Annotated in this window: 18 protein-coding genes; 12 read left to right on the top strand and 6 right to left on the bottom strand. The window is 58.6% G+C overall.

What is annotated here, in order from left to right:
• Positions 1–10: 10 nt before the first annotated feature.
• From ACXAF5_RS06785 to ACXAF5_RS06745, 9 genes are all read left to right on the top strand, one after another.
• On the top strand, positions 11–1,060 hold the full coding sequence (locus ACXAF5_RS06785; protein ID WP_474946023.1) for an ester cyclase: 1,050 nt from the start codon (positions 11–13) through the stop codon (positions 1,058–1,060).
• Complete coding sequence (locus tag ACXAF5_RS06780; RefSeq protein ID WP_474946022.1) at positions 1,060–1,824, top strand: SDR family NAD(P)-dependent oxidoreductase; 765 nt, start codon at positions 1,060–1,062, stop codon at positions 1,822–1,824. Before ACXAF5_RS06785 ends, ACXAF5_RS06780 begins: the two co-directional genes overlap by 1 nt.
• Positions 1,824–2,858, top strand: coding sequence for a LacI family DNA-binding transcriptional regulator (locus tag ACXAF5_RS06775; protein ID WP_474946021.1), 1,035 nt, complete (start codon positions 1,824–1,826; stop codon positions 2,856–2,858). The genes ACXAF5_RS06780 and ACXAF5_RS06775 overlap by 1 nt, the downstream gene beginning before the upstream one ends.
• Before the next feature lie 5 nt (positions 2,859–2,863).
• Positions 2,864–3,853: a nuclear transport factor 2 family protein gene (locus ACXAF5_RS06770; RefSeq protein ID WP_474946020.1), complete on the top strand. Its 990-nt coding sequence runs from the start codon at positions 2,864–2,866 to the stop codon at positions 3,851–3,853.
• A gap of 2 nt (positions 3,854–3,855) precedes the next feature.
• Positions 3,856–3,978 (top strand): hypothetical protein, encoded by a 123-nt coding sequence (locus ACXAF5_RS06765; RefSeq protein WP_474946019.1) that lies wholly within the window; start codon positions 3,856–3,858, stop codon positions 3,976–3,978.
• Between the two features lie 33 nt (positions 3,979–4,011).
• Positions 4,012–4,977: a cupin domain-containing protein gene (locus ACXAF5_RS06760; protein ID WP_474946018.1), complete on the top strand. Its 966-nt coding sequence runs from the start codon at positions 4,012–4,014 to the stop codon at positions 4,975–4,977.
• 63 nt (positions 4,978–5,040) lie between these two features.
• Positions 5,041–5,736 carry an alpha/beta fold hydrolase gene (locus tag ACXAF5_RS06755; protein ID WP_474946017.1) on the top strand — a complete coding sequence of 232 codons (696 nt, stop codon included), beginning with the start codon at positions 5,041–5,043 and terminating at the stop codon, positions 5,734–5,736.
• Positions 5,733–6,428 carry an RraA family protein gene (locus ACXAF5_RS06750; protein ID WP_474946016.1) on the top strand — a complete coding sequence of 232 codons (696 nt, stop codon included), beginning with the start codon at positions 5,733–5,735 and terminating at the stop codon, positions 6,426–6,428. Before ACXAF5_RS06755 ends, ACXAF5_RS06750 begins: the two co-directional genes overlap by 4 nt.
• 248 nt (positions 6,429–6,676) lie before the next feature.
• Positions 6,677–8,467: a GGDEF domain-containing protein gene (locus tag ACXAF5_RS06745; RefSeq protein ID WP_474946015.1), complete on the top strand. Its 1,791-nt coding sequence runs from the start codon at positions 6,677–6,679 to the stop codon at positions 8,465–8,467.
• Between the two features lie 325 nt (positions 8,468–8,792).
• Here the strand turns inward: ACXAF5_RS06745 and ACXAF5_RS06740 are convergent, their stop codons facing one another.
• From ACXAF5_RS06740 to ACXAF5_RS06715, 6 genes are all read right to left on the bottom strand, one after another.
• Positions 8,793–9,941 (bottom strand): CsgG/HfaB family protein, encoded by a 1,149-nt coding sequence (locus ACXAF5_RS06740; protein ID WP_474946014.1) that lies wholly within the window; start codon positions 9,939–9,941, stop codon positions 8,793–8,795.
• Between the two features lie 43 nt (positions 9,942–9,984).
• Entirely contained in the window at positions 9,985–10,404 is a 420-nt protein-coding gene (locus ACXAF5_RS06735) for a curli assembly protein CsgF (RefSeq protein ID WP_239323880.1), read from the bottom strand.
• A 31-nt stretch (positions 10,405–10,435) separates the two neighbouring features.
• Positions 10,436–11,005, bottom strand: a complete 570-nt coding sequence (locus ACXAF5_RS06730; protein WP_474946013.1) for a hypothetical protein — start codon at positions 11,003–11,005, stop codon at positions 10,436–10,438.
• Between the two features lie 9 nt (positions 11,006–11,014).
• Entirely contained in the window at positions 11,015–11,311 is a 297-nt protein-coding gene (gene csgH / locus ACXAF5_RS06725) for a curli-like amyloid fiber formation chaperone CsgH (protein WP_239323878.1), read from the bottom strand.
• 173 nt (positions 11,312–11,484) lie between these two features.
• Positions 11,485–12,171 carry a hypothetical protein gene (locus ACXAF5_RS06720; protein ID WP_474946012.1) on the bottom strand — a complete coding sequence of 229 codons (687 nt, stop codon included), beginning with the start codon at positions 12,169–12,171 and terminating at the stop codon, positions 11,485–11,487.
• 102 nt (positions 12,172–12,273) lie between these two features.
• Positions 12,274–12,948 carry a hypothetical protein gene (locus ACXAF5_RS06715; RefSeq protein WP_474946011.1) on the bottom strand — a complete coding sequence of 225 codons (675 nt, stop codon included), beginning with the start codon at positions 12,946–12,948 and terminating at the stop codon, positions 12,274–12,276.
• Between the two features lie 1,010 nt (positions 12,949–13,958).
• Here ACXAF5_RS06715 and ACXAF5_RS06710 point away from each other — a divergent pair.
• The 3 genes from ACXAF5_RS06710 to ACXAF5_RS06700 are packed head-to-tail and all read left to right on the top strand — an operon-like array spanning position 13,959 to position 18,957.
• Entirely contained in the window at positions 13,959–15,260 is a 1,302-nt protein-coding gene (locus ACXAF5_RS06710; RefSeq protein WP_474946010.1) for a DUF4123 domain-containing protein, read from the top strand.
• The gene (locus ACXAF5_RS06705) at positions 15,257–17,983 is read left to right on the top strand and encodes a toxin VasX (RefSeq protein WP_474946009.1); all 2,727 of its coding nucleotides are present in this window, start codon (positions 15,257–15,259) and stop codon (positions 17,981–17,983) included. Before ACXAF5_RS06710 ends, ACXAF5_RS06705 begins: the two co-directional genes overlap by 4 nt.
• Positions 17,977–18,957, top strand: coding sequence for a hypothetical protein (locus tag ACXAF5_RS06700; protein ID WP_474946008.1), 981 nt, complete (start codon positions 17,977–17,979; stop codon positions 18,955–18,957). Before ACXAF5_RS06705 ends, ACXAF5_RS06700 begins: the two co-directional genes overlap by 7 nt.
• The last annotated feature ends 27 nt before the right edge of the window (positions 18,958–18,984 follow it).

Genomic DNA, 18,984 nt, shown 5'->3' with positions numbered 1-18,984 from the left:
GGCAAGAGCCATGGATGTTCATACGCAGAACAAGGCGCTGATCGCGCCACTTCGGGCGGCAATGTATGATTTTGACGCGGCGGGCGTGCGGGCTGCACTTGGATCGATCTGCGCGCCGGATGCAGTGTTTCGGTTCTGCCACCCCTTTGGCGATCTGACCGGTGTGGAGGCCTTTTATGACGCGGTTTATGCGGGCCTCTTCAAGGCCTGGCCCGATCTGGAACGTCGCGACACCATCGTGATCGCCGGGCCGGATGAGTTCGGCAACGATTGGGTGGGTGCAGGCGGGTATTACACCGGGGTCTTTACCGCGCCCTGGCTCGACATTCCGCCCACTGGTCATCAGGTCAGCATGCGGTTTCACGAGTTTTATCGCATCGTGGATGGCAAGGTGGTGGAGGTGCAGGCGCTTTGGGACATTCCCGAGGTGATGATGCAGGCCAACGCCTGGCCGATGGCGCCCTCGCTGGGGCGTGAATGGCATGTGCCGGGGCCTGCGACGCAGGACGGGTTGCTGCCGGGACCTTATGATACCGAAAAGGGTGCCGCCACCTGTCAGCATATCATCGACATGCTGGAGTATCTGAAGAAGCATCCCGCGCAGGGTGGCCCCGAAGTGATGGAGATGGAGCGCTTCTGGCATCCGCGCATGAACTGGTACGGTCCGTCGGGCATTGGCACCGGGCGCGGCATTGCGGGGTTCCGCAACTGGCATCAGATCCCGTTTCTGAACGGCATGCCGGATCGTGGCCAGTATGTGGACGAGATCAACTATCATTTCTTTGGCGATGGCGACTATGCCGCCGTCACCGGCTGGCCAAACATGATCCAGACCGTCACCCATGACGGCTGGATGGGGATTGCGCCGGCGGGCAAGAAAATCACCATGCGCAGTCTGGACTTCTGGCGGCTGGAGAACGGCAAGATCCGGGAAAACTGGGTTCTGGTCGATCTGCTGGATGCCTATGCGCAACTTGGCGTTGACGTCTTTGCCCGGCTGCGTGAGTTCAACAAGGCACGCAATCTTGCGCCGATCAATATCCCGAATGGAATGAGCTGATGACCGACCTGCCCCGCCCCCCGTCCTTTGATCTCACTGGCAAACGCGCGCTGGTGACCGGAGCCTCTTCGGGCATCGGGCAGGGCTGCGCGGTCGCGCTGGCGGGTGCCGGGGCGCATGTGGTCTGTGCCGCGCGCGGGGCGGAGCGGCTGGAGGCGACGGTGGCGGCGATGCAGGCGGCCGGTTACAGCGCCGAAGCGCTGCCCCTGGATCAGGGCGACCTTGTGGCGCTGGAGGCGGCGCTGAGTGATACGGCCTATGACGTGGTGGTGAATTCCGCCGGGCTGGCCCGCCATGGCCCCGCCCTTGAGACGACACCCGAGGACTACGATGCGGTGATGGGGGTCAACCTGCGCTCGGCCTATTTCCTGTCGGCCTGGGCGGCGCGGGCGATGAAGGCGGCACAAAAGCCCGGATCGATCATCCATATCTCCAGCCAGATGGGCCATGTGGGCGGCATCGACCGGGCCGTCTATTGCGCCAGCAAACACGGGCTGGAGGGGATGGTCAAAGCCATGGCGATCGAATGGGGCAAATCGAACGTGCGCATCAACACCGTCTGCCCGACCTTCATCCGCACACCACTGACGCAGGCCACCTTTGACGACCCCGAGCGCGCCGCCTGGATCATGGACAAGATCAAGCTGCCCCGCGTCGGCGAGGTGGACGACATCATGGGCGCGGTGCTCTATCTGGCCTCGGGCGCGTCGGCCATGGTCACCGGCACCTCGATGCTGATCGACGGCGGCTGGACGGCAGACTGATGAGCGAGAAAGTCACCATCCTCCAGGTTGCCGAGCGCGCAGGCGTCAGCCAATCCGCCGTGAGCCGGTTTTTCACCCCCGGTGCCTCGGTCAGCAAGAAAACCGCCGACAAAGTGCGCATGGCCGCCGAAGACCTCGGCTATCGCCCCAATGTGCTGGCGCGCGCCATGGCCTCGGGGCGGTCGCGCATCATTGGTCTGGTGGTCGCCTATCTGGAAAACTACTTCTACCCCGAAGCGCTGGAGAAACTCTCCACCGCCTTGCAGGCCAAGGGCTATCACGTGCTGGTCTTCATGGCCTCGCAGACGGCGGGCAACATCGATCAGGTGATGGAGGAAATCCTCGACCATCAGGTCGACGGTATCATCCTCGCCTCGGTTGCCATGTCCTCGGATATTTCCGCGCGTTGTCAGCAACTTGGCGTGCCGGTGGTGCTGTTCAACCGCGCCCAGGATATCGACGGCATCGCTGCCGTGACCTCGGACAATCGTGCCGGTGGGCGGCGGGTGGCCGAGTTCCTGATGGCAGGCGGGCACCAGCGGATCGCCTATATCGCCGGTTGGGAAGGCGCCTCCACCCAGCGTGACCGCGAGGCCGCCTTTCGCGAGGCCCTTTCCGGGGCCGGGCGGGACCTCTTTGCCCGCGCCGTGGGCAATTTCAGCGTCGAGCAGGCCGAACAGGCCGCCCGCGACATGTTCTCCGTCCCCGCTGGCGACCGCCCCGATGCGGTCTTTGTCGCCAATGACCACATGGCCTTTGCGGTGATGGATGTGCTGCGGTTCGAGCTGGGCCTGCGCATCCCCGAGGATGTCTCCGTGGTGGGCTATGATGACGTCCCGCCGGCCGCGTGGCGCGCCTATAACCTGACCACGATCCGGCAGCGCGCCAATCTGATGGTGGCCGAGACCGTGCGCGCCATGTTTGAGCAAATCGACACCCCCGACACTGCCAGCCCCTGCCATGTGCAGATCGAAGCGCCGCTGATCCTGCGTGGATCGGCGCGTATACCGGACGACTGGCCCACAGAAGGATAACCCCCATGCAAGGCTTTGATGCGAAATTTCGCGACTTCCCCGACTATATCATCGGCATCACCAAGGAGATCTGGGAAGATCGCGGCATCGCCACATTGCACCGCTATTACAGCGAGGACATCGTCGTGCGCTCGCCTGCCTCTGTGGTGGTCGGCAATCAGAATGTGATCGGCGCCACCATGGCCACGCTGGCGGAATTCCCGGACCGGGAGCTCTTGGGCGAGGATGTGATCTGGTCCGGCACGCCGGAGACGGGCATGCTGTCCTCACACCGGATCATTTCCACCGCGACCCATGCGGGCGACGGGGTCTATGGCAAAGCGACCGGCAAGAAGCTGCAATACCGGATCCTCGCCGATTGTCATGCCATCAACAATCAGATCAACGATGAATGGCTGATCCGCGATCAGGGCGCCATCGTGCGCCAGATGGGTTGGGCACCTCGGGACTACGCCGCTCAGTTGATCGAAAATGAAGGCGGTGCGGCCAATTGCGTTAAACCCCTGAGCCCGGCCACGGACCGCCCCGGTCCCTACGCGGGCCAGGGCAACGACAATGAATGGGGTAGCCGCCATGCCGAGATCCTCACCCGGATCATGAATGCCGATATGGCCGCGATCGAGGAAACCTATGACCGCGCCGCCCATGTCGAATATCCCGGCGGTGTCACCGGGCATTCCTTTGGCGCGGTGGATCGCTTCTGGATGGGGCTGCGCGCGGCCTTCCCGAACGCAACCTTCACCATCCATCACCAGATCGGCCGCGATGATCCGCATATGCCGCCGCGCTCCGCCCTGCGCTGGAGCCTGCACGGCAAACACGAAGGCTGGGGCGCCTTTGGTGTGCCGACAGGGGCCGAGGTCTATATCCTTGGCATTTCCCACGCCGAATTCGGCGCGCTGGTGGGCGGCGACGTGAAGCTGCGCCGCGAATACACGCTGTTTGATGAAACCTCGGTCTGGAAACAGATCCTGATGCAAACCGGGGCGGAGTGATCATGCCCGCCTTTGACATGAAACTGGATGCCCGCGAGGTCACAGGGCGGATGCATGCGCACCGCGCCTCACTGCGGGCGCGTCGGCTGAACCTGCGCCCCCCCGGCGCGGGTCTCTCAAGCTGACGTATTTCTGTTTTATATCAAAGGATAAACTCCATGAGCACTCTGAATGACCGCATCGTCCGTTACGGCGAACTGCGTCCCTGCAAGACCGCCTTTATCGACGCCCACACACCGGGGTCGGACCAGAAGGAAAACTTCACCATCATCGGCGGCGGCGTCTCGGAGTCCCCCGATCAGCACGTCCACATCCGCGACACCCCCGGGTTCAACATCGGCGCGGCAGGCCAGCCGCCCAAATGCCGCAACTCGCTCCATAGCCACACCACGGCGGAGGTGTTCTTTGTCCTCAAGGGCCGCTGGCGGTTCTTCTGGGGCCGCAATGGCGACGCGGGCGAGTTCATTGCCGAAGAAGGCGATATCTTCAACATTCCCACCGGGATCTTTCGCGGCTTTGAAAACGTCGGCACCGATTACGGGATGATCATGGCGATCCTCGGCGGTGACGATGCCGGGGGCGGTGTCACATGGGCGCCGCAGGTGATCGAAGAAGCCCGCGCCCATGGGCTCGTGCTGGGCAACAACGGCGTGCTCTACGACACCAAGCAGGGCCAGGAGCTGCCGCACAACGTCCAGCCCATGCCCACCCTGACCGAAGAGCAGATGAAAGACTTCCCCGAAACCCCGGTCGAGTCCGTGGTGCCGCGCTATGTGGCGCGTTACTGGGACCTGATGGCGCTTTCGGGCAAACAGCCCGCCAAGGTGATCGGCACCGATGCGCTCCTGAAGGACAAGCCCGGTTTCGAGGTCGACTTCCTGTCCCGCACCTCGTTGGACGACAGCACGATCACACCGGAAAAACACGTGGTGCTGATGCCGATGCGCGGCCACTGGGCGCTGCGGGTGGGCGATTTCGACACCGTGCTGAACCCCGGCGATACCTGCCTGTTGAAACCGGGCGAGAGCTACAGCCTTGCGCCCTCGATGACCGGCGAGGCGAGCCTTTACCGCGTGACCGAGACCGACGATCCCGCCGGGGCCACCTGGAGCGGTGCCGCCTAAGCTGCCGCCACACACGCATGGGCAGCGCCCCCCGCGCTGCCCGTCTTTCAAACGGAGGCCGCTATGACTCCCCTCGTCTTTCTTCCCGGCATGATGTGCGACGCGCGGCTGTTTGCGCCGCAGATCGCTGCCCTCTCTGCCACGCGCACCGTCTCCTGCGCGGCGCTGACCGGTCACGACACCATGGCGGCGCTGGCCGCAGAGGTGCTGCACAACGCGCCGCCGCGCTTTGCCCTTGCGGGGCTGTCGATGGGCGGCATCCTTGCGATGGAAGTGCTGCGCCAGGCCCCCGACCGCGTGGCCGGGCTGGCGCTGCTGGACACCAACCCGCTGGCCGAAGTCCCGGAGGTCAAGGCCAAGCGCGCGCCGCAGATCGAGGCCGCACAGAGCGGTCGTCTGGCAGAGCTCATGACCGACATCATGATCCCCAACTACCTCGCCACGCCCGACCCCGCGCATCCGATCTCCACGCTGTGCCTGGAGATGGCCCTGACACTGGGGCCGGAGGTTTTTGTGCGCCAGTCGCGGGCGCTGCGTGATCGCCCGGACCAATGCGCAACGCTGCGCTCCTTTGCGGGGCCGGCGCTGATCCTCTGCGGCGCACAGGACCGGCTCTGCCCGGTTGCGCGACACGAGTTGATGCAGGAGCTGATGCCGCACAGCCGCCTCGACGTGCTGCCCGACTGCGGTCACCTGCCCACCCTTGAGGCCCCCGAACAGACAACGGCGGCACTGGCCCGCTGGCTGGAGGACATATGACACCCGACTTGCTCACCCTGCTGAGACAGGTGGACACGCCCACGGTCTGCAACGCCATCGAGGTCGCAGAGGGCAAACGCGGCTTTGACGCCTTTACCCGTGGCACCCTGCTGGCCTCCGCCCCGGAGGCCCCGGCCATGGTCGGCTATGCCCGCACCGCCAAGATCGCTGCCGTCGCGCCGCCATCCGAGCCGCCAGAGGTCATCAAGGCCCGTCGCATGGCCTATTACAAATACATGGCCGAGGCCCCTGCCCCCGCCGTCACCGTGATCGAGGATCTGGATTACCCCAACGCCATCGGCGCCTATTGGGGCGAGATCAACACCACCGTGCACAAGGGCTTTGGCATTTCCGGCGCGCTCACCAATGGTGTCATGCGCGACGTTGGCGATCTGCCCGAGGGCTTTCCGGTGGTTGCAGGCTCGATCGGCCCAAGCCACGGGTTTGTGCATGTGCGCGAGATCGACACGCCCGTCGAGATCTTCGGCCTGACTGTCGCCCCCGGTGATCTGATCCACGCCGACCGCCATGGCGCCCTGGTGATCCCGCCTGCGGTGATCCCGATGCTGGCGGAGGCCATCTCCAAACTGCTGGAGACCGAGAAGCTGGTGCTGGAGCCGGCAAAGGCCCCCGGGTTCGATTTTGAGACATTCGCAGAGGCCTGGGACAGGTTTGAGCGGTCGCGCACCTGACGCCCCCAACCGGAGCCAGATCGCAGCACAGCCGCAAAGCGAAACGCGCAGCGGCCGCTCCCCCAGAGGCCCGGACCTCGGCCGATAGGTTGCGAAAATCACACTGCATATGGCCTGCTCAGCCGATATGCTGCTCTTGGCATATCAATCGCCGGGGCAGTAAGCTAGGCCTGCCCGGGACAGGGAAATCCGCTCAGATTTCACTGCACAATATAACCCGGGCGCGTGTCAGTTTTGGACCTTTGCTGATGAAGATTAACACCATTACGAATTGGGCCTATGGACTGACGGTGGTGCTGACCGCTCTGTCCGGGGCCGCGTTCATCGCTTCGATCAACAGTTCCGCCAAAGAACGCGATGCGGTTCAAACACATCTGATCCTGAATGAGCTGGGTGAGGAACTGGCGATCGGGGCGGAACTCCGCACCGATGAGGCGCGCCTCTACGTGATGCGCGGCGACCCGAGCCACCTGGATGCCTTCACGCGTGCCGATCAGGCCGAAGCGGAGCTGGAAGCCTCCGCGCAGGAGGCCGGCGCTCTCGGGGCCACCAGCGAAGAGGTGGCGTTCCTGCAACGGATTCTTGCGGATCTGGATACGTTGGAGGCGTTGGAACAGGAGGCGGTTTCGACCTACCAGTCGGGCGATACCACTCGCGCGCGGGATCTCCTGTTTGGCGCGCAGCATTACCAGTTCCACCTCAAGCTGATTGATGATGTCACACAGTTCCGTCGCATGGTTCAGAACCGGACGGATCGCGACCTGCAGGCCGCGCATCAGCGCAGCGACTGGTTCGAGTTCATTGCGCAGATCATGCTGGGACTGACGGCGACCGTGTTCCTTGGCGTGCTGTATTTCGTTCTGCGCCGCCGTGTGGCCGTCCCCTTGGCGCGCATGGCCGGGATCGTGAAACGCCTCGCCAGTCAGGACTACGAGGTCGAGGTGCCGCTGGATGGCCGGCGTGACGAAATCGGTGAGTTGAACAGGGCCGTGCATGTGTTCCGCAAGAACGGGCTGGAGCGCGAACAGCTCGATGCGGAGCGCCGCCGTGACATCAAGATCAAGGATCTGATCCTGAAACTGATGCACCGGGTGCAGGCCTGCCAATCCCTTGATGAACTGGGCGCTGTGATCGCGCGCTACGCACCACAGATCTTTCCCGATCTTGCGGGCGTCCTGTATGTCCGCGGCGACAGCCAGCGCATGTTGCACTGTGCGTCTTGCTGGCAGACCGATCCGCCCGAGCCCGAGGATATCGATTGCGAAGAATGCTGGGCCCTGCGGCGGGGCCGTGCCCACCGCAGCAATTCAGGCGCCAAGGAGGATGTTGTGTGCAGCCACCTCGCCGATCCTTCCAGCTCCGCCCTGTGCATCCCGCTTGCCGCGCAGGGAGAAACGATCGGGCTGATGAGTTTCTCCGGCGTCCACGCGGAAACCGAGGTCACGCGGGAGGATCGCGTGTACCTGGAACTCATTGCGGAAAATGTCGCGCTTGCGGCCGTGAACCTCAACCTGCGGAACCGCCTCTCGCAGATGGTGGATCACGATCCCCTCACCGGGCTGTTGAACCGACGCTCTCTGGATGTGGCCTTTGGCACCTATGCCTGTACCCCGCCGCCCTTTCCAACCGCGTGTCTGATCATCGATATCGATCATTTCAAGCGTATAAATGACGGCTTCGGCCATGAGGCGGGGGATGAGGTCATCAAGTCCTTTGCCGGTCTGCTTGCCGCAGCCGTGGGCGACCGGGGGACCTGCTATCGGTTTGGCGGCGAGGAGTTCGTGGTCCTGTTGCCCGGCCAAGACGGCAGGGCCGCATTTGATTTGGCCGAGAACATTCGCAGCCGCACGGCGGAAATGGCGCTCTCCTACCGCGGGCAATCGCTGGGCCGGATCACGATTTCGGCAGGGCTTGCGGTCGCGCCCTCCGGCGGGTCGATGGAAACACTGCTCAGCCGGGCCGATTCCGCGCTGTTGCAGGCCAAATCAGCGGGGCGCGACCGCACGGTTCACGAAACGCTGGAGCTTGCCCTCAGCTGAGCGGCCCGACGCTCGAATGTTTGCCGGTGACTGACACCAACTGATCGCGCGGCACTCTCCACGTCTGCAATGCGGCGCAGACATTCGCTTCCGCCTTGGTTGATGGCTTCCGATATCGCCGGGCCTGCCGATTTGAGCGCGGAGCTTGGGACCAACACAGCGATGCAGCCTCCAAACCGCGCGCTGCGGGCCGGGACATCGACCCCAAAGAAAGAGCCGCAATGACAGGACAGCATTGCGGCTCTGGGGGTATTTCTATGACCAGCAGAGCGGCCCGGTCGTCCCGTCCGCCCTGCGCAGTATCACTCACTGATGGAGTTGTGGTTCAGATTTCAAGGTCTTCTTGTGATGCCGCGGGGGCCAGTCCGAAGTGACGAACGCTCGTGGCCCGAGGCTCCGTCGGAGATTTGTTCAGGATGTCTTCAGAATAGTTGCGCGGCTCAGATGCTGCCCATTTTGAGTATCTTTTGTAGTCCTCAGCGGTCTCCGGGTGCAGCGAGAGACCATACTCCTGTGGTGTCACCTCGACCTGATACCCAGCAAGCAGCTCTTCCTGTGTCTCGTCTTCCGATTTCAAAGACGCGCTTTCTACAGCCGGGGATCTCTGCACCCCTTCGCCCGATCTCTGCTTGTAGAGTTGCACGGCCTCGCTGGAGGCTGAGGGGTTTTTGAAACGCCAAACCCCCGCCTCTTTGCCTTCCATGATCAGCGCAAATACGCCGAGTTCGATGGCCTCTCTGAGTGCAAATTGCGGCGGCGAATTGCGTGTATATCCAGCATCGATTTCCAAGAGGGAGTCTGTGGAGACATACCGGAAAACAGAAGCCTGCACGAGAGTGGAGTAAATCTGTTTCGTGCTGGTGACACTTAAGATAACGCGCCCGGAATTGACGGCGACCAGCCGCAAATTAACCGTAACATAGTCCTCTTGGTATTGTGTATTCCCGCCAATCCCAAGATAGCGCGCACCGATACCGCCGGTCCGCAGATTGGATTCATACGAGACGACCCCGCCTTCAATCAACACACCCGCAAACGTCATCGCCGGCAGAGGTTCAGCCGCCTCTCCCTGGAATTGCTGCCGCGTTGCCTGGATAAGCTGCCTTTCGCGCAGCACGTTCGAAAGTCCGCGACGTTCAACGACATTGAACCATTTCCCGTTCCCGGCCGCAGAAAGGACATCGACCAGAATTGCATCAGCCCCTTGGGTGACCGCGCGCGAATATTCTGCAAAATTGGGATTGGGCTTGTTCTGTCCAGTCAGATCCGGGAACTCATAAACGGCCACCGTAACCTCGCGCGAGGGCGCGGGCAGATTGCGGACAGCAGCGCTTGTCATGGTATCGGGCAGGATCTGCGCCGGTGTTTCATGCTCACCCGGCTCAAACGGGCTTGGGAGATTTTGAGCACATGCGGACAGGGAACAGCTCGCCACAATTGCCAAAATGGTTTTGCTGATAGTAGATGTTCTCATTAGTTCGCGTCGGCCCTCTCGGAGATATGCAATATATCGTTGATTAGTTTTGAACCGGGATCGGGAGGTCCAGGGTATTGGTGGAAACACCATCGTTGATGGTGACAGTGACGCGATCCCCGGAGGTGACCCAACTCACTATGGCTCCGTCCAGATCCATTGTACCGGTGGGGTTCTCGCGTTGAACAACGGCGTCCAAAAGCTCGCCCGCAGCAATCGTAATCATGCCATTTCGAATTGCGTCGGCAAATTCATCCGCAAGAGTTGGTTCCTCGAACAAATCTCCAAAGGCATTACTGTCCAGATGCTGGTTCTGTATTTCAGCAAGCTGCAGCAAATGCCCACTGTTGAGCGGGTTGCCACCGAAAGAGGGGTTGATTGGCCGGTAAACCAACTCGCTTCCGGATGCCGCTGACACCGAGAATAGACAAGCTGCTGTCATGACTACGAAGTGCTTAATCATTTCTTACTCCAAAGGCTGGCTGAGATGCATATCAGCGCTCAAGAACGCGTCGCCCAAGGGGGGTATCAACAACGATCAACCGTTGCGCAGTTGTACCAGACAAATCGATCGAGTCACCGCTCCGTCCGTCACCTCTGCCTCTTTGAATGTGAAGAATTGTTTTCTGTGCCCCATCAGCAACATTTATCTCTGAATTCAGGCGTAAACCGCTTTGATCTACAAGAATATTATTCCGCGACCCATTTATGTCGATTTTGGACTCGTTTAGCGCCCCCTGCTGCCGTTGCAGGGTAAAATTCCGTGTCCCGATTACCGCGACCTCTGCCGTGTTGCGCAAACCCAATTGCTCAACAATGGACAGGCTCTTTGTAACGCCAATCGTGCTTTGTGACTGCAGGTTCAGGGATTGAGGTGCAGGCTGAACAACCTCAGCAGCATTCCCCAAAACCGGAGACGTGGTATGCGCAGGCTTCATCCGAAGGGTTTCGGCAACCTGCTCGACATGGATTTCTGAATTGTCAGAGAATGCCGGTGCGGTCATTGACACGCTGACGGCCAACGACAACACGGCGGCTCTGATCGTCACCCAAGTATAGCGCATTCTCTCGTCCTAGTTTTGACTAACGGTTTCTTTTGCCGTGCAGGTGGCACCAGTGAGTTGCTCAGTGACACTCAGCTCGAAGTCGACCCAACCGTTCGCCTCAAGATTAAACCGGACTTGAGACAAGACCGTGACCTCCTGAGCAGGCAATTCCTCTTCGCCCTTCTGTTCTGAAGCCCCCAGCCCTGACGCACTGATTTTGCTCGCCTTGAACTTGTACTTGGCTTTGGATCGGAGCAGGGCTTGTGCGATTGCAAAGGCGCGCACATCGTCTCCGTCCCGCTCAATAACAATCTTGCAGGCCATCTGGTTCAATCCCTGCGCCCACGTCGGAGGGCAAAGCAAGATCAACGCCAAAGGGAAGAGTTTCAGAACGCGCAGCATCTGAGAGTATAAAAAGCTAAAATCACGGGTCTAAGGCTCAACGACTGGAAAGCTGTGGTGCCTCCCCCTCTGGTCAGAGGGGGAGGACAAGATGCTTAACGCATCTGTTTGGTATAGGCGCTGTTGCCGCTGCCGCTCTGGATCACCTGAGCCATCTGGCTGGTGTCCTGCTGCCAGACGTTTGCGGAGTTATCGTTGCCACCCTGAATGATGTCGATTTTGCACGACTGACACGCACCAGGCTGAGTGCCCGACGCAAAACCGCCCTGCCAGACGTCATAATCATTGTCGTTGCCGGACTGGAGCACCTCAAGCAGGTTGTTCGCGCCGACCTGGGTCGCGTTGCCGAAGTTGCGGTTGCCGCTCTGGACAACGTCCGACGTGTTCTGATCGCCGTGCTGATGAACTTCCACAATACGGTTGTCATTGCCGCTCTGGCGGATGCTCATATCGTTGTTCGAACCGCCTTTTTGCCGAAGCAATTCAGCAGTGTTACGGTTGCCGGGCTGGGTCACAACCATTTTCTGCGAGTAGCCAATCTGGAGCGCGGCGGGCCATGTCGGCGCCGGGTTCTCTTGAAGCGAACGCGAGCCAATCGCGTTGCCGTCGCCACCCTGGGTCAGGGTCATTTCATTCTGATTACCGATTTGAGTAACCGGGTTCAGGGCATCACCGACAACGTTGCCATTGCCCATCTGGTTGATCCAAATATCGTTGTTATCTGCAACAGCAGCGGTTGCCAGAACGGCACACACACTGGAGATAAAGGCGATTTTCTTCATTTGGAGAGTCTCCATTTTCAAAAACAGCTTAGGCTCGAAACCTAAACATTCCAATACGATTGGGTCCGGCGCCTTTCAGAACCGGACCCAAGGTCAACTCAATCAGTTGGCGCTCTGCATGGTGTATGCCGCGTTGCCATGGCCACTTTGCGTAATGGTGGCCATTTGATTGGTGTCCTGCTGCCAGACGCTCGCGTAATTGTCGTTCCCCGATTGCGTCAGCGTGACGTCGCAGGAGAAGCAGCTGCCAGGACGTCCATTACCGCCGAAATCACCGGAGAGAATCTTGAAATCGTTGCGGTGGCCGCTCTGCAGAACGGTCATCTCGTTGTTGTCACCAACCTGACGTGCCAAACCGTTGTTCTCGTTGCCGCTTTGAACAACGCTTGCGTCGTTCTTGTCACCGTTCTGGCGCAGTAGTTTCAGCAAGTTGTCGTTGCCGCTTTGGCGGACAAACATTTTATTGCGATCTCCACCATCTTGCTCGAGGCGGCGCGCAAGGTTGCGGTTGCCCGGCTGAGTGACTTCCATCTTCTGACGGTCACCTTGCTGCAGAGCGCCCTGCAGCGCGTTTGGTGCATTTGCATCAAGGCCGATGCCGTTGCTGTGCCCGCGCTGGGTGAACTTCATCCAGTTGTCAGTCCCATCCTGCGTTGCAGGTGTGTCGGCAGAGCCCACAGCGTTCGAGTTGCCAAGCTGATCGATGAAGATTTCATTGTTGTCAGCGAGTGCACCGGTCGCAAGCATCGCAGTGACCGCGGCAGCGAAAATTCTCATATTAAGCTCCTGTTTTTACTATTAAAAAAAGGCCAACGCCTTACGCTCCCCCAGTAGATCGAAACCGATCTGCGTGAACGTCTGGAGCATTTGGTCATGGGTCATATTCAAAATCAACAATTTTAGATACTTTGGTATAGCTTTGAATCTTTAGCGTAATGATGGTCAAACACCCCCTCCGGTTTCCAAAAACGAGCACTCTACCCATGAGTGATTTCGGGCACTGATTAACCAATCATTAACCATATGATTTCTTGAATATTATTTTAAATTTTACTTTTTTGGGTAGGTGTCATGGCACCTCACCCCTCAACTCAAAGCTGTCCCCCTTTGGCGCTGAATGTAGGCACGCTGCAGTCACAGAGCGACATCAACAATTGACCGTCAGGAGGGGTATTGATCCCAAAATTGCTACAATTTGTGCGATTCCAACCCGAATCGCCTACCTCTTCGGCGATTGTCACGTTGGCGCCGGAGGTCAAGGGTAGCTGCCCTCAAGCGTCCTGCACCCGACCAGGCAGATTGCGCAAACTGGCCATTGACCGAACCCGAGCGCGAGTTTCGGGAGGCATTAGGCGGGGCTTATTCTGGGCTGTATCTTGGCAGTTGGAAGGGGGCGCAAAAGTCAAGAACCGCCTCGGATGAGACGGTTGCGGAATGTGCAGAATTTCTGGTTGCAGGACAGGCAACCATCGTAACCTCCCGCCCCTTCCAGCGATCAGTTGAAAAGAAAGGTGGCACTAAGGTGGCAGGGGCAGGCCCCCGATACCTTTTGCAACAGCTCCTGCGAATGACACCTCACAGGTAACAGCTCGAAACTCGAATGGACCGCGGAAATACACCTTGATGAAAGCACTAGGTTAAACGTGCCGCGTTCCTTACTCCGCGGAAACAACATTCGCTCTCTCCCGAAGGGGACTGATCAGGCAGAACACCGCCGACTATGGTGGTTTGGCCGCTTGCCCGATCTCCGTATGGTTGTTAGGTGACTGCTGTTTTTGGAGTTTCGAATGGCGCATTTTCAGTCATGGATCGCAGATCTCCTGTTGGTGGGAGGAGATGACGCTCAAGAGGTCTCTTGTCGGGCTGCGATTTGGGCGAACAGTCATGACACCGCTATTCGTCGCTTGGCAGAGCATCTGGAGAAACAGGGTTACCGCATCCTATGGGTTGATGAATGCCAGCCTGCAGACCACTGTACCACCGAGTACGCGCGCCCGACCCTAAGCGTTTCAGCCGCAACACCTGTGGTGCTTTCTCCGGAGTTCGAGGAGCGAGGCACCTCATGGCCTGCTGAGTTCCTGACCATCAAAACGGCCTCGGCCACGCCTCCGCTGGATGCACAACTTGGAAAGTGGCCGCGCAAGTCGGTTCCCGACGCCTTAACAGAAGACCTGTTTGGCCAACCTGTTCCATCACAGCTTGAACACACGCACTATGGGCAGGCCGGAGACGTCCCGGCGTTAAAAACCTACGCGATTGTTGATGCGGCAAAGGCCATGGGGCTTGCTGATCTGATCGAGACGTCACAACTGCCAAATCGTTCCTTGTTCAAAGGAGACGCGGCAAAAGAATATCGCGACGCGGCGCCTTACCTGGTCGAGTTAGACATCGCCAGTGATTTCACCAGGCTGTTGTTCACGCATTTGCCTGAACAAGCCGACGATCAGAGCAGCCTGCACCTGTGGCATCGACACGTCGGGCTGTTTGTACGCTCGCGCGCGACCTTCGACACGGTATGGAGCCACTGCCGCAAGTTCACCAAACTCCAGAATTCCTCTGGTAAATGGTATTACTTCCGATTTTGGGAACCGGGAAACGCCACAGTTCTGGAGCACCACAAGACGGACGGCGCCTCACCTTTTGTTGCAGTGTGGCATGACCCTATCGTCCACAGTGTCATCATTCTACGCGAGGATGAAAACGTCTTCATACGTCCGGTTCTAGACCGTGACAGAAAGAAGGGACCTGTTCGTTTGCGCTCCGGTGATCTTGAGGTGGCCGGAGGCATGAGGCGGGCTGACTTCATCAAAAAAGTGACCCGTGCGCTGGAAAAAGACCATCCCTCTCTACTCGGCTTCACCGACAAAAACCGCATTGCGGATTTGTATCAACAGGGCCGCAGCCAAAATTACAGCGTCGAACTGGCGTCCTACAACTTCATTCGTGCGAACTTGCTCGCGCAGTCTAAAGGCGTGTCTTTTTCAGACCTTGAGCGCCAGGTCGACCCGCATCTGGAGCTGTCCCCCTTAGTACGATCCAAGCAGATTTGGAACCATTTGAAAGACAATTTGAGAAGCCAAACAACATGAGCGAAGATGAATTTTCCGAAGAGAATGACACCGAAGGTGCCGTCGCCGCCTGCGACCCCAGTATTATTCCGATCTTTCCCGTCCGTTTTGCCCTGAAATCCGAAACTCTTCTTGCCATGAAGGGTGCAGGCGCGCCTTTGCCGACACCCCCTGCCAGCATCGATGACCTCTCGCATCATGAACTGGTCCGGATCCGCAAAGGATGGGTGTATGTTTTTCACAACGGCAACATGCAGGTGTTCAAATTCACCACTTACGCTGATGATGAAAACTGCGGGATCTATCGCGAGGATGTCGCACAGAACATCGAACCTCCTTACACATTCACCAAGTACCAATGGAGCGATGGCGCCGCGAGCGGTGAGTGGACGCAAGAAGGCACGCAGTACCCGTTCCTCTTCGTGCCGAAAGACACCCCAGAGGCATGGGTCGCCTACAGTGAAACACTCTGGCCTACGCGTTTCTTCGACGAAGCCGAGAACAATGCCACCTTTCGTGCAAAGGTGATGGTCAAAGTAGACCTCGCCGCGCGTTCAGGGGATTTCTGCGCCCCCATCACAGATCTCGAAGAACGAGTGCCCGCCTTCCGCAAGGGCTCACAGGCATTCCCTCAAAAGGACTACACCCTTGAGAACGCCATTCGCCATACCGGCGTGGAGATCGAGCGTTCTGGTCGGATTCTGAACTGCCAAAGCACCAAGGACACAGGCGTCCTTGTGGCTTTGCATGACCCCGTTGGGGAAACACAGGATTTGCTGGGCTTGATGACGGTGTACTCAACGACACTCAGCAACTTCCTGATAGAACACCAATACCCTCTGGTGATCGGAAAGGCCGTTGAGAATCTCAACGCGGATAATGAAATATCCACCTCCGCAATGCTTGGGCTCTTTGATGGCCCCTTATCAAAAGAATTCGAGGCTGAGTACACACGGCTAGACAATACGGTACAGAGTCTTGAAAACACGTCCGCCGCCCTAGCCCAGTGTTGGGACAACATGGTGGCACGTACCGGTTTTGGTACTCTAAAAGCCCTCGAAGACGCCTGCGAGACAGTATCCAACCGCTACAGTCTGCAAAACCATCCGCTTGATCATACAGAAGTCATCGGATTTTGGCTTTTTCTGGCGGCCCGCGTGATGACCGCTGCTGCCAGTTCCCGGCAGATCGCCGCAATCCTCAATGATCGCTTTGGCCTACAAGGCGCGGTCTCGCTTCAATCCGCTCCTGAGAACAAGTCATGGCTCGAAAAGCTGGTGAATGCGACCAAGGCTGTGGGCATCGCGATTTCCTCCGGAAAGCAAACTCACCGTATTTTCAAACCCGCTCTCAGCGCGTTTTTTACCGTTTACGGCACCCAGGTCGCCGCCGCTTCTGCAATGCAGAGTGGAAGCTCCGCACGGCGATTGACCACGGTCTTTTTTCGCGAGTCCGTGCAGTTTCACACGGCTGATGATCTGCAACAGGCCTTCGTCAACATGCTGACACCTGAAGGTTACGGCGCAGCGGAAATGCCTTCGGAACTCGAACAATTGGGGGACGCCGTATCGGCCAGGACACTGCTGACGGAGACCACGGGACAGAGTGGCCAAATTGGTGTCGTCGAGTTTCACGCACAGATCGATCTGGAGTTCTCTTCCTCGTTTCACTCTTTTGCCCGCCGGGCGGAAAATTTCGACCTCGGCGTAAATGGCTTCGGTCTTGTCGCCGCCACATTAAGTTTGATGACCAGTCTGAATGCGCGGTCCAGCGCCAACCGCAACCTTTCGGATATCGGCCAAATCGCAGGAGGTGCGGAATCGCAACTGACTGCCGCTTTTGCAGGCGCGTATGAAGCCACTTATGAGGTCACCAAGACAATTGTCGGGCGCGCTAACAGCGCCGCCACGCGCACAGTTCTGGCCGAAGTTTTTGGGAACAATGCAATGCTGCGCGGCGCCGCGGCCTCCAACGCCACGCTTGGTGGTCGCGCGATTGCGAGCAAAGTACTGGGATGGTCGGCGCGGGCAGCAGGGGCTATTGGCGTTGCAATGAGCGCCGCGATGGCAATCGAAGGGGTGCACCGTGGTGATGCCTATATGGCGACCGGCAATGGCCTGATGGCGGTGGGTGCACTTATCCTGCTTTGCCCAATCGGATGGGGACTTGGTCTGGTGGCGGTAGCCGCAATTGCCATCGGCTTCGTCGTCTCTCTGTTTTCCTATTCGGATCGCGAGATGTGGGTGAAACTGGGCTTTTGGGGAACGTCAGACGACTACTGGGATGAAGACCGAGATCAAGATGCGATTCAACGAATTGCAGACGCAAAGGTCTTGTCAAATGACCAATCAGCTGACTACTCGCGCATCAAGAACTTCTTCGAACAAGAAGTCATCTACTACTTGGACGTAACATCCCAACTTGCCTTGGCGGATGATCTGAAGAAAGACGGTAAAATAGAAATTCGCTGTGGTACACTACAAAGCGCTGCAGATATGACTCGCCTGTCTGCCACCGCAGAGTTGCGATATCAGCAGCCTGGACCCGCGATGTGGGTTGAAACCGAAGATATTAGCGGCATCCAACTGAATTTTGTTTCTCCAGGCGTCGCCAGTGCCACAATCCCGAACGGGAATTATGATCCGAAATTTCGATCAGTGCGAATTCACGTGCGTTTGGCCCGCGTTCCACATGGTGGTGTCTTTCAGGAATCTCTGACAGTTCAAAGGAATACACTATGGTGAGCAACCGCTGGGCTGAACCTGAGCGTCCCGCCGACTATAAATCCCTCCCCGCCTATGATCGAGCAGGTTACTGGCACACACTCGCTCGTGCGGTGAAGCTTAAAAGTCCTGATATCGCGGAAATCAAGACCTTCAGAGATCAGATCTTCCGCGTGCATTTTTATGTATTGTCCGTTTTTATGACGGGCGTAATACTATGCGCATATACATACTCGTACGGCTCCCTCTCGAATGCCACGGCAGCTGCCATGGATGATTATGACTACGTTTTTAATTTTGAAGAGCGCGTGAAGGAGCAATACCAAAGAAGGGTCCTTAGAGAGCAAGCGCGCCGAACCGAGAGCGAATTTGTTTCGGATATGAAACGTGGCCATGGTAATCGTTTTCTCAAGCGCGCTCCATTTTATATCTTATTTACTGCCTTGCCACTCTGGATCCTTCTGTTCGGCCTGCTCTGGCCCCGCCCTTGTCCGGTGCGCTTTGATCGCAAGCGCGAGGTGATTTACACATGGCACTCCAGCTGGTTCCGCAAAACGTTCTACGTCGCGGATGTCGCTCCGTCCTTGTCTGGCTTGCACGCCGATATCGCCCCTGCCGCCAACGGACGCCCCACTATGTTCGGAACTTTCACCGGCCCGGTTTCCATTCAGATGTTTCAGGCGGATAACCCTGAAAAAACACGGAAATTTCAGGTCGGCCCCTATCCAACCTGCCACGAGCATCACAACATCGACGTGCTCATGTTCATTCAGGCTTTCATGTCCGGTTATCTATATGATGAGGCTGGAAATCGAGCACCATGGAATAGCGATTGGCTGAACAAACTCCAGCGCGGCCCGGTGTTTTTCTTCGATTGGCTCAGGTGGCTGGGCGGCAAGACTCTAGCCCCGACCCGCTACTTTGACGAGGCCCAGACTGAGGCTGCGCTGATGGCATATCTGACCGCGCCCGGAACCCGCAGCAGAGAAGGGTGATCGAGCCTCCCCCATGGCGGCGCATTT

This window comes from Epibacterium sp. ABV4_022 (assembly GCF_056159345.1).
This window is presented reverse-complemented; position numbering and strand designations above follow the sequence as displayed.

What these genes read in the sequence shown, in the direction of transcription:
- csgH (WP_239323878.1), bottom strand. Translation starts at nt 11,311, where the DNA reads ATGGCCTGCAAGATTGTTATTGAGCGGGACGGAGACGATGTGCGCGCC.
- ACXAF5_RS06770 (WP_474946020.1), top strand. Translation starts at nt 2,864, where the DNA reads ATGCAAGGCTTTGATGCGAAATTTCGCGACTTCCCCGACTATATCATC.
- ACXAF5_RS06705 (WP_474946009.1), top strand. Translation starts at nt 15,257, where the DNA reads ATGAGCGAAGATGAATTTTCCGAAGAGAATGACACCGAAGGTGCCGTC.
- ACXAF5_RS06765 (WP_474946019.1), top strand. Translation starts at nt 3,856, where the DNA reads ATGCCCGCCTTTGACATGAAACTGGATGCCCGCGAGGTCACAGGGCGG.
- ACXAF5_RS06755 (WP_474946017.1), top strand. Translation starts at nt 5,041, where the DNA reads ATGACTCCCCTCGTCTTTCTTCCCGGCATGATGTGCGACGCGCGGCTG.
- ACXAF5_RS06775 (WP_474946021.1), top strand. Translation starts at nt 1,824, where the DNA reads ATGAGCGAGAAAGTCACCATCCTCCAGGTTGCCGAGCGCGCAGGCGTC.
- ACXAF5_RS06785 (WP_474946023.1), top strand. Translation starts at nt 11, where the DNA reads ATGGATGTTCATACGCAGAACAAGGCGCTGATCGCGCCACTTCGGGCG.
- ACXAF5_RS06760 (WP_474946018.1), top strand. Translation starts at nt 4,012, where the DNA reads ATGAGCACTCTGAATGACCGCATCGTCCGTTACGGCGAACTGCGTCCC.
- ACXAF5_RS06700 (WP_474946008.1), top strand. Translation starts at nt 17,977, where the DNA reads ATGGTGAGCAACCGCTGGGCTGAACCTGAGCGTCCCGCCGACTATAAA.
- ACXAF5_RS06710 (WP_474946010.1), top strand. Translation starts at nt 13,959, where the DNA reads ATGGCGCATTTTCAGTCATGGATCGCAGATCTCCTGTTGGTGGGAGGA.
- ACXAF5_RS06745 (WP_474946015.1), top strand. Translation starts at nt 6,677, where the DNA reads ATGAAGATTAACACCATTACGAATTGGGCCTATGGACTGACGGTGGTG.
- ACXAF5_RS06715 (WP_474946011.1), bottom strand. Translation starts at nt 12,948, where the DNA reads ATGAGAATTTTCGCTGCCGCGGTCACTGCGATGCTTGCGACCGGTGCA.
- ACXAF5_RS06720 (WP_474946012.1), bottom strand. Translation starts at nt 12,171, where the DNA reads ATGAAGAAAATCGCCTTTATCTCCAGTGTGTGTGCCGTTCTGGCAACC.
- ACXAF5_RS06730 (WP_474946013.1), bottom strand. Translation starts at nt 11,005, where the DNA reads ATGCGCTATACTTGGGTGACGATCAGAGCCGCCGTGTTGTCGTTGGCC.
- ACXAF5_RS06780 (WP_474946022.1), top strand. Translation starts at nt 1,060, where the DNA reads ATGACCGACCTGCCCCGCCCCCCGTCCTTTGATCTCACTGGCAAACGC.
- ACXAF5_RS06740 (WP_474946014.1), bottom strand. Translation starts at nt 9,941, where the DNA reads ATGAGAACATCTACTATCAGCAAAACCATTTTGGCAATTGTGGCGAGC.
- ACXAF5_RS06750 (WP_474946016.1), top strand. Translation starts at nt 5,733, where the DNA reads ATGACACCCGACTTGCTCACCCTGCTGAGACAGGTGGACACGCCCACG.
- ACXAF5_RS06735 (WP_239323880.1), bottom strand. Translation starts at nt 10,404, where the DNA reads ATGATTAAGCACTTCGTAGTCATGACAGCAGCTTGTCTATTCTCGGTG.